This window comes from Domibacillus indicus (assembly GCF_023715895.1).
Taxonomy (GTDB): Bacteria; Bacillota; Bacilli; order Bacillales; family Domibacillaceae; genus Domibacillus; species Domibacillus indicus_A.
In genome coordinates this window covers 23,410-32,786 of record NZ_JAMBOO010000037.1, presented here as the reverse complement: position 1 = coordinate 32,786, position 9,377 = coordinate 23,410, and the positions used below count along the sequence as shown (strand labels likewise).

Annotated in this window: 9 protein-coding genes, 1 rRNA gene and 1 other RNA gene; 7 read left to right on the top strand and 4 right to left on the bottom strand. The window is 38.1% G+C overall.

Annotated features, from left to right (window positions below; translation table 11 throughout):
- Positions 1 to 19 precede the first annotated feature (19 nt).
- The 3 genes from rrf (at position 20) to M3221_RS24095 (ending at position 1,110) form a co-directional block, all read left to right on the top strand.
- A 5S ribosomal RNA gene (gene rrf, locus M3221_RS24105) occupies positions 20 to 135 on the top strand.
- Between the two features lie 184 nt (positions 136 to 319).
- A non-coding RNA gene (gene ssrS, locus M3221_RS24100) (6S RNA) lies at positions 320 to 507 on the top strand.
- A gap of 417 nt (positions 508 to 924) precedes the next feature.
- Complete coding sequence (locus M3221_RS24095) at positions 925 to 1,110, top strand: type Z 30S ribosomal protein S14 (RefSeq protein WP_251274605.1); 186 nt, start codon at positions 925 to 927, stop codon at positions 1,108 to 1,110.
- A gap of 17 nt (positions 1,111 to 1,127) precedes the next feature.
- On the opposite strand, the gene M3221_RS24090 is transcribed toward M3221_RS24095, so the two are convergent.
- On the bottom strand, positions 1,128 to 1,433 hold the full coding sequence (locus tag M3221_RS24090; RefSeq protein WP_251274604.1) for a hypothetical protein: 306 nt from the start codon (positions 1,431 to 1,433) through the stop codon (positions 1,128 to 1,130).
- Between the two features lie 232 nt (positions 1,434 to 1,665).
- On the opposite strand from M3221_RS24090, the gene M3221_RS24085 reads away from it, so the two are divergent.
- Complete coding sequence (locus tag M3221_RS24085; protein WP_251274603.1) at positions 1,666 to 2,292, top strand: LysE family transporter; 627 nt, start codon at positions 1,666 to 1,668, stop codon at positions 2,290 to 2,292.
- Here the strand turns inward: M3221_RS24085 and M3221_RS24080 are convergent.
- Positions 2,289 to 3,650, bottom strand: coding sequence for an amino acid permease (locus tag M3221_RS24080; RefSeq protein WP_251274602.1), 1,362 nt, complete (start codon positions 3,648 to 3,650; stop codon positions 2,289 to 2,291). The genes M3221_RS24085 and M3221_RS24080 overlap by 4 nt on opposite strands.
- A gap of 225 nt (positions 3,651 to 3,875) precedes the next feature.
- Positions 3,876 to 4,151, bottom strand: coding sequence for a YqhV family protein (locus tag M3221_RS24075; protein WP_242237263.1), 276 nt, complete (start codon positions 4,149 to 4,151; stop codon positions 3,876 to 3,878).
- 635 nt (positions 4,152 to 4,786) lie between these two features.
- Between M3221_RS24075 and M3221_RS24070 the strand changes: the two genes are divergently transcribed.
- From M3221_RS24070 to M3221_RS24060, 3 genes are all read left to right on the top strand, one after another.
- Positions 4,787 to 5,467, top strand: coding sequence for an SDR family oxidoreductase (locus M3221_RS24070; RefSeq protein ID WP_251274601.1), 681 nt, complete (start codon positions 4,787 to 4,789; stop codon positions 5,465 to 5,467).
- 67 nt (positions 5,468 to 5,534) lie between these two features.
- Entirely contained in the window at positions 5,535 to 8,084 is a 2,550-nt protein-coding gene (locus M3221_RS24065) for a bifunctional diguanylate cyclase/phosphodiesterase (protein ID WP_251274600.1), read from the top strand.
- A 112-nt stretch (positions 8,085 to 8,196) separates the two neighbouring features.
- On the top strand, positions 8,197 to 9,015 hold the full coding sequence (locus M3221_RS24060) for a 6-carboxytetrahydropterin synthase (protein ID WP_251274599.1): 819 nt from the start codon (positions 8,197 to 8,199) through the stop codon (positions 9,013 to 9,015).
- A gap of 67 nt (positions 9,016 to 9,082) precedes the next feature.
- On the opposite strand, the gene M3221_RS24055 is transcribed toward M3221_RS24060, so the two are convergent.
- Entirely contained in the window at positions 9,083 to 9,244 is a 162-nt protein-coding gene (locus tag M3221_RS24055; RefSeq protein ID WP_242237274.1) for a hypothetical protein, read from the bottom strand.
- Positions 9,245 to 9,377: the final 133 nt, after the last annotated feature.

Below are 9,377 nucleotides of genomic sequence, written 5' to 3'. Positions count from 1 at the left end.
CTTCTTTCAAACTTCATAGTCAGGTGGCAATAGCGAAGAGGTCACACCCGTTCCCATCCCGAACACGGCCGTTAAGCTCTTCAGCGCCGATGGTAGTTGGGGGTTTCCCCCTGTGAGAGCAGGACGCTGCCTGGCACGCTAAGACAATTTGAGAAATCAGGTTGTCTTTTTTATTTGTTAAAACCATTTATTATTTTTAGTTATTATTCCTCAACTTTAAACTGATCAGGTAAGCAGGAATAAGACAGGAGCATATCCTGGCGCCATTTGAGGAAACCATTACTATTGTTTTTAAAGAAAAATAAATGTATCATACATATATAAGCTGCATTGTACGTTATGAATGTAAGTTTTAACCTTTAAGCTGTAATAGGGAGTTTTAAAATGAATCCAGAATGACAAGCCTCTTTTTCCTAGAGGACAAGCAGGAGAGGATTTTGCGAACACCCACTTTGAGGAGTGGTGGTTTAAAACTTTCTTTTTTCGAGCGGCAAAGGCGGCTTTTATAATTGAACTGTCAGCCAGTTTCTAATAAGGAGCTGGCTTTTTACTGTTTTTTAGGGTTTTTATACACAATAGCACTTAAATAGGACTTGGAATTCTCTCGTTACTCACTTCGTTTTTGGAACAGGAAGATGTATAGATTTCTCAGCATTAAAAATCAGTCTATTCCCGCTGTCTCAGGGTTTAGCAGTTTTAACAGCTTGCAACAGGCTTTCTGCTATTCTATAAAAAGCATTACAACATAGGTATATGCTGAAATCTCAAAGGTAAAGACACAATCACTGTAGTGTCCTGCTTTAACATGAATTAAATGTGATTTTAAAGGAATTAAACCCATTATCTGCTTGTTTACTTATGGGGCAGGCCGAACTATAATAGAGTATCTCTCCTGCCCTCATTTAAAAAAGGGAGGTCTTTTAGTTGGCAAAAAAAGCATTAATTGTAAAGCACAAGAATAAGCAGAAATTTAAAGTGCGTGAATATACCCGCTGCGAACGCTGTGGACGTCCTCACGCCGTTCTTCGTAAATTTAAGCTGTGCCGTATTTGCTTCAGAGAACTTGCTTATAAAGGGCAAGTACCTGGCGTGAAAAAAGCAAGCTGGTAAATATATGTGTCATCTTTTTAGTCAGGCCAAGGCCTGGCTTTTTTGTGTAGATAAAAAGCCAGCACATCAGGTAACTGAAATAAATAAGCGGCTTTCCACAACTTTAAAGGGGACAGCAAGGACAAGTTTATTTTTTTGACCATTTGGCCTTGAATCCGTCCATTCACCCAAAAATTTAACGAGGGATACCATATGCCTTCTACATATTTTTCGAGGGCAAAGTGTCTGCTATCAATAAGCGGATTATCGCTTTCATTTACAATCGTGATAACCATTTCGTTAAAAGGGGATTCAGCTTGTTTTTGATCAACGGTTAGAGCCACACCGTACACCGTTCTTTGCTGAAACAAGATGCTGAATAGGCGCTTTTTAAAATTCCGAAATTGCGGTTGTTTTGGAGTCCGTTATCTGGTACGCAGCGAGATAGCACAAATGCACGGATAGGTAGATCAAAACAAAATAACGTTTATGCACGATAAATTCTCCTTTCTTTAGGCGTACAAGCCCTTTCATCTGAATATGATGCATAGACATCATTTTTCAGGGGGCTGCGCGATGAACTCAATTTTTACATACATGTTTTTAGGCCTGTCTTTGGCGGCACCAGTCGGACCAGTAAATGCGGCACAATTAGACACGGGTATTAAAAATGGATTTTTTCATGCATGGATTTTTGGAATCGGCGCATTGACTGCTGATACGATTTATATGGTGATGGTATATGTAGGAGTAGCTCATGTAATTGAGCTGCCGTTTATTAAAACGCTTCTCTGGCTGTTTGGCTGCTTTGTTTTAACATATACCGGTATTGAAAACCTGTTGACGCTTCATAAAATCGAGCTGGACATGCGGTTTGGCAGAAACATTCCCTTGAGGAGATCACTAATTTCCGGCTTTTTTATGTCTCTTTTGAACCCGCTTACGATTTTATTCTGGCTCGGTATTTACGGATCCATTCTTGCTGAAACAGCAGAATCCTCTACACAAAATCAAATTCTGCTGTACAGCATGGCCGTCATATCCGGTATTTTAATCTGGGACCTGACGATGGCTTTCCTTTCAAGCGGTGCCCGGCGATTTTTATCTACCGGGGTTTTAAAAGGCATTTCTGTTGTTTCTTCTCTCTCCATGATTGGCTTTGGTATTTACTTTGGCATGGAAGCCTACAAAGTCTTGTTTTAGCTTGTGTGCCCACTGTGATGGTGGGCTTCTTCTTTTTTCCATTTTTTTCGAAGGATGAGTACAACCACCGCAATTACGGTAACGAAAGCTAAGCTGATAAAAAATCCCGGCCGGCTTGCCTGGTGAAAAAGAGTACCACTGACGGCAGCAAAAACAAGAATCATGCCGATCACTCTTTTTACTTTATCCCCAGCAGTCGGCTCGATCAGCCGGTGGTACAGCGTTAAAAGAAAAAACCAATTGTAAAGCAGCATCAATCCGGCTGCGGTCGTTACATATTCATACACATTTTTGGGCAATAACAAAGAAGAAATAATAGATAAAATCAAGCCGACCGATGTCAATGCCACAGCCGGGAGTGGAACTTTTCGTTTCTTTTTTGTTTGTTTGCTAAAAATAGCCGGCGCATCTCCTTCTTCAGACAGGGTAAGGAGAATGGTCGTAACGGAAAACAAAGAAGCCGACATGGTTGAAAATCCGGCAATAATAATGGCTGCGTTAAATACATGAGGAAAAAAGTCGAGATGATAGCTCAGCAAAGCCATCGCAAACGGGCTTTTATCCGGCTGAAATGCAGTCCATGGAATGAGCAGCAGAGCGAGCGAAAGAGCTGTCACATAAATGAGCCCTAGAATACCAAGCATGACTTTTCCTGACTTCGGTGCATCTTCTTTGTTGCGCAGATTAATGGCCATAACACCCATTACTTCGATACCTCCATGCGCGTAAAAAGCAAATAAAAGAGAGCTCCAGAACCCAATCCCGCCATTTGGAAAAAAGCCGTTTACAGAGCGCGGCACTCCTGCTTTTGGATCACCGTTAATCACCCCGGTCAAAGCCAGGACAGCGATTACGATAAACATAAAAATAGCGGCTACCTTCATCACCGCAAAAACGGTTTCGAGTTTGCCGAATGCTTTTGTACCAATAAAAAGCACCAAAAGCCCGCAAACAGCAAAAACAGAAGCAAACATCCACAACGGAATTTGCGGAAACCAAAATTTTGATAAAAGAGAAATGGCCGTTAACTGGCTGCCGATAATCAGCATTTCAGAGCACCAGTACACCCAGCCGCTGCTAAATCCGGCCCATCGTCCGTAAGCTTTTTTGGCATATGACCGAAACGATCCTTTTTGCGGATCTTTAGCGGACATTTTCGCCAGCGCCTCAAAGACGATATATGTTCCGCATGAAGCCAGGATAAAGGCAAAAACAACGGAAGGACCCGTCATTTGAATGGCGATACTGGACCCGAGAAAAAAACCGGTGCCAATAATACAGCCTACTCCAATAAGAGAGAGCTGCCACCAGGCAAGCTTTTCATTATCTTTACTGCCGCCGCACGTTTTTTGTTCCATTTACACATAACCTCCCCATAGAAATAAATTCTCACGAAAAGGGCCATTTATGTAAAAAAGGGAGTGGGAAAACTGGATTGGCTTCCCTCTGACAAAAGGGCGGTTCTTTATGTACATTGCATGAAACCCATACAAAAAGAAAATCCTATATGAAAAAGCTGAAATCAGGGCAAAACAAAAAGAAAAACCGAATCGGCTTTTCTTTTCAATAGAGCTTGTCCTTTTTTACCTCGATCGCAGGCTGTACAAAATAAGCACAATTCCGCACACAAGCCCAATGCTTTTCGTTAATGGCATTTTTCCCGCCATTCCATACAGGCCAATGGCTGTTGTGACGATCAATACAACCGGGCCTACCAGGGCAAGCATGCTATTAATGTAAAAGGCTTTTTCTAAGCTGTTGAATTTCAGCATTAAAAGCGCAGCGGTCACTTCAATACTTCCAGAGATAAGGCGCAAGGTAATCATAAGCAGCAGGGCTTTTTCAATCACTACAATCACTTTGTTTTCACCACCTCTTCTACCTGCGTCATTTTCATGTCTGTTCTTTCTGTAGCTGGATCAAGTCGGCCAAATCGATTATCCCGTTTCTTTATGTGTATGCAGATAAAAAGAGGACTAGCTCTGAATTATTAAAGAGAACAAAATAAAAAACAATAAATCGATCCCAAGCAAGGGTTCCTGTATGACCATATGGAGTGGACAAGATGGATTATAAAAATATAAACAGTGCTTAGGAGATAAAAGTACGGATGAAAGTTTTAAATACTGATGTCTCTACAAACATGTACGGATGGATGTTGTGAACGGCTTAAGATATGCAGAATAAAGCTTCTTATAGAAAAGTAAAAACAAATAAAAAAGAAATATGGATCGTTGTTTAGTTCTTTTTCTTTAATGAGGTTAACAATAAGCCGAAAATTAAAATGTCTAAATCATTTGCTATAGTACTAAGACTTTTGAATCTGTTATACTTCAAATAAGCGGTTTTTGTCGAATAATTAAAGAGCTATAAGTTAGTTTGTTTTAGTTAAAATTTGGAATTAAATCCTTAGGTTTTATTTTAAGATAAATGAAGGGAATAAACTTTCTCTTTTACATCCTTAACAAAATACCCGGTGAAAAGAGGTACAAAAATGGAAAAAAAGATAGCCATCGTTATAGGTGGTTTAAAAGGTATAGGGAAGGCAATTAGTCTCGATCTTGTAGATAAAGGGTTTATTACCTATGCCACAACCCGTGAAAAAAATGTAGCGACCAATGTGGAAAACCTATTTCCATTGCAAATAAATATCCGGAATGAAAAAGAAATACAAGATGGGTTTAAGCATATTAGTGAGCAGTATGGTGCCTTAGACGTCCTGGTGAATAATGCTGGAGTTGGTGAATTCAAAGCCTTTGAAGAATTTGATCCTGCGGAATGGGAAGGTATTTTTCAAACTAATGTATTTGGTATTTTTCACTGCACTCAACAGGCATTCCCCTTATTAAAGAAAAGAGGAGGGCGGATTATTAATATTAGCTCGGTTGCAACGAAAAGAAACCTTCCTTTTAATTCTATTTATGCAGCTTCAAAGCATGCAGTCAGCGGGATGGGGAGTGTTTTAGCAGAAGAATGGTACAAAGATAACGTTTTCACTACTAATATCCACTTAGGTGCCACATATACAGACATCTGGAAAAATGTTGAAGGTTTTTCTTCTGAAGACATGTTGCATGTTCAAGATGTAGCACGTGTCGCTTCATTCGTGGCTACGACTCCTCTGCACGTTCGGATTGATGAAATGACAGTGACTCCGCCAAAAGGTGTGTTATAGTCTTAATGAAACTAAATAATACTATAAAAATCTTTCAATACGCAGGGTTAAACAAGGGGTTGATGGTTTGTCCTTAAAGAAGAAATTATCTTTTATATTTTCTCTAATTGTAACAATAATATTAATTTTAAATAATATATTATTCTATTACTATACGAGAGATTTGTTAATAAAAGACCAAGAAAAGCAGATGGATCTCTTGGGGCAGGAAATCAGCATAGCCATTGAGCATTCTCAGTATACAGTAGGTTCGTTGGAACAGCAAAAAGGAGAAGAGCTTCGTACTGCAGCTATTGCAGCACAAAATGTACTTAGTCCCGATATTAAAGAAGTAACGAATGAACAATTAGTTGAACTGAGCAAAAAACTAGGCGTGTCGCATATTACTTTAATGGTAAAAGAAAAAGATGATGTTAGGGGCGTGAAGTCTTCTGACCCACATGAAAGAAATTTAAGTACGAAAGAATGGGGTTACTGGTATACCGCATTTCAGCAATTGTTTGAACAAAGGAGCGTTACAATTCCCGAAGGTCAAAAACTTCCAAATTATTGGTCAGGCCCCATAAATGTTTCGGCATCAAACCCTAATCATGTCGATAAGTGGGGATATTATTATGACGGTACTACGAATTATATTATTAATCCTTATATGCGAGACAGTCAGATTACAGATGTTGAGGATGAAATTGGTCCTGATGCCATTGTACAGAAAACCTTAAGCAATAATAATACGCTATTAAATATTACTGGATTTAACCCAAATACTTTTGGCTCTCCGCCTGTTTATACGGAGCAAAATGGAGAGAAGTTTATTGAGCTAGCGAATAAGGATATTCAATTCGGAACCTATAAGTACCAAGAGAAAAAGGCGGATGTTTCTGCAGTTAAAACAGCAATGGAAACCGGGAAATTAGTTAGTTTTCAGAGTGAGGTTAATAATAAAAAAGTATTTAAAAGTTTTATTCCTGTCTCTTCTGAAAATCCTTATGTAATTGGAGTAGTAATCGACTATAAAGTTATTCAAGATGTATTAAACAAACAGTTATTAAATAGTCTAGTTATCTCCATTATTGTTTTGATTTTTGTAGTGGTTATTAGCTACTTTCTAGCTGGATATATCGTTAAGCCGATAAATCGAATTCTTGAAAAAGTGAATGAAATTGCTAAAGGCAATTTCGGGGCAAAAGTAGCAATTGAAAGAAATGATGAATTAGGCTTGCTTTCTAATAAAGTAAATTCAATGTCATTAAATCTATTAAATTATACGGACGAGCTTAAGAGAAAAAGTGAAGAAATACAGTACTATGCTTATTATGATTTTCTGACAGGGCTTCCTAATACGCGGCTATTTCATGAAAAAGCATTAGAACTAGCTGGCTTACATGATAAAAAACCTATTGCATTGTTATTTCTTGATTTGGATAGATTTAAATTTATCAATGATACGCTCGGTCATTCGGCCGGTGATTATGTGATAAAGTCTGTTGCGAACCGCATTTCCTCTCTTCTTAAAAAAGGAGAAATTATGTCGCGTATAGGAGGAGATGAATTTCTTTTGCTTCTGCCTAATACGAATCGTGAAACAGCAAACGAATTTGTACAAGCTATCCAGAGAAAATTAGAGAAACCTTTTATTTACGAAGGCAATGAACTCTTTATTACGTCAAGTATAGGGATAAGCATGTATCCGCTAGATAGCAATAATATCGAGAATCTCATTAAACATGCTGATATGGCTATGTACCGTGCCAAAGAAAATGGAAGAAATAATTATCAGTTCTATACACATGATATGAATGATCTTATTCAAAAGAGAGCATTTTTGGAAAAAGGTATGCGCCAGGCATTAGAACGGGATGAATTTACTTTGTTCTACCAGCCTAAGGTTGACTTGAAAACAGGGGTCATAACGGGAAATGAAGCTTTGATTCGATGGCCTCATCCGCAAATAGGAATGATTTCTCCTTTAGAATTTATTCCGTTAGCTGAAGAAACTGGTTTAATCGCACCGATTGGGGAATGGGTGCTGCGTACTGCTTGTAAACAAACTCGAGAATGGCAGAAATCTGGACTGCATGAAATAGGTATATCCGTGAATCTTTCTCCTCAGCAGTTTCAACAAGCTAACTTAGTTGATCTTGTGAAAGAAGTATTAGATGAAACGGACCTGGATCCAAAGTATTTGGAGATCGAAATTACGGAAAGCATTGCCATGTACAACGAACAATATGTAATTGATAAGCTCCATGCTTTGAAAGATTTAGGTGTGAAAATTGCGATAGATGATTTTGGGACAGGTTACTCTTCGTTAAGCTACCTGAATAAGTTTCCGTTCCATACCTTAAAGATCGACAAATCCTTTGCGAACGATATAGAGGATACTTCTGTAGACACCAAAATTATTACAACAATTATAGCTATGGGTCATAATTTGCATGTTAAGGTCATTGCAGAAGGGATAGAGACAGATGAACAGCTTAAATTCCTCCAGCAACAAGAGTGCCATGAAGTACAGGGATACTTATTTAGTAAGCCTTTGTCAGTTGAGGAGTTTAACAAGAGATTTAAAGAAATTCAAGAAGTGACGTTTATGAAAATCAATAACACACATAAGTGATTTTTAAAAGATAGGATAAGAAAATAATTTTCCTATCCAATAAAAGAAAAGGTAATAAAATTAGTGAGATTCAGTGCTTAAATGAATAGGTTGAACGAAGGAGGGATAGACTTTGATTTTGCTAACAAGAAAAGTAGAATTTTCAGCAGCTCATAGTTATCATGTTCCCACTTGGGATGAGAAGAAAAATAAAGAAGTTTTTGGACTGTGCAATAACCCTAATGGTCATGGCCATGATTACACGTTAGAAGTTACTGTAAAAGGAAACCTTAATCCTAAATCAGGAATTGTTGTGAACATTACAGATATTGACCGTATCGTTAAAGGAGTAGTTTTAGAAGAATTGGATGGCAAATTTCTCAATCGAGAACATTCTTTCTTTAAAGAGCATATTCCCACAACAGAAAATATAGTGTCTTATCTATGGAATGAACTAAATGAAAAGTTTGATAAGTGCGAACTCCAAAGTATAAAACTACACGAAAATCCATTTTTGCTTTCTCAAAAGGAGGAAAAGTCAATGATTCAATTAACGAGAAAATTTCACTTTTCGGCTGCGCATAGATTACACAGTGATCAGCTATCCGATGAGGAAAATAAAATGATTTTTGGAAAATGTAATAACCCTCATGGACATGGCCATAACTATATTCTTGAAGTAACGGTGGAGGGAGAAGCTGATCCTGTAACAGGGATGATCATCAATTTAGCAGAGCTCGATGAAATCGTTGATCAGAAAATTCTTCAGAAATTTGACCATAAGCATCTCAATTTAGATACAGAAGAATTCAGCGGGTTAAATCCAACTGCCGAGGTTATGACAGTTGTTTTTTGGGAACTGCTTCAGCCGTCTCTGCCAAGTTTGTCTAAAATAGGACTTTGGGAGACTGCAAAAAATTATTTTGAATACCATGGTCCGGAAAACAAGTAAAAAAAACAATATTTACTAAAGATGAACAAGAAAAAACATGGATCCAGAAAAGGATCCATGTTTTTGTTTATCCAAGCGTCAGTGATTTCTGTTGTTCAGCTGTTTTGCTTTTTGAGCTGCCACCCATTGCTTTAAATTGATTCATAAGTTTCGTCCGTGATTTTTCGTTTCGAAGAAGATAAGCTGCTCCAAGCGCCAGTGTTGTCATCATTGCTTTGTTTGTTGCCATGGTATGCACTCTCCTTTGTAATAAGTTTACTCTCGTACTATTCCCCGTCTCTCAAAGAATAAACAAAAAAGTAAGAATGGAAGAATTTACGCTTCCATATGAAATGAAGGCTCGGTATACTTCTTCCATGAGC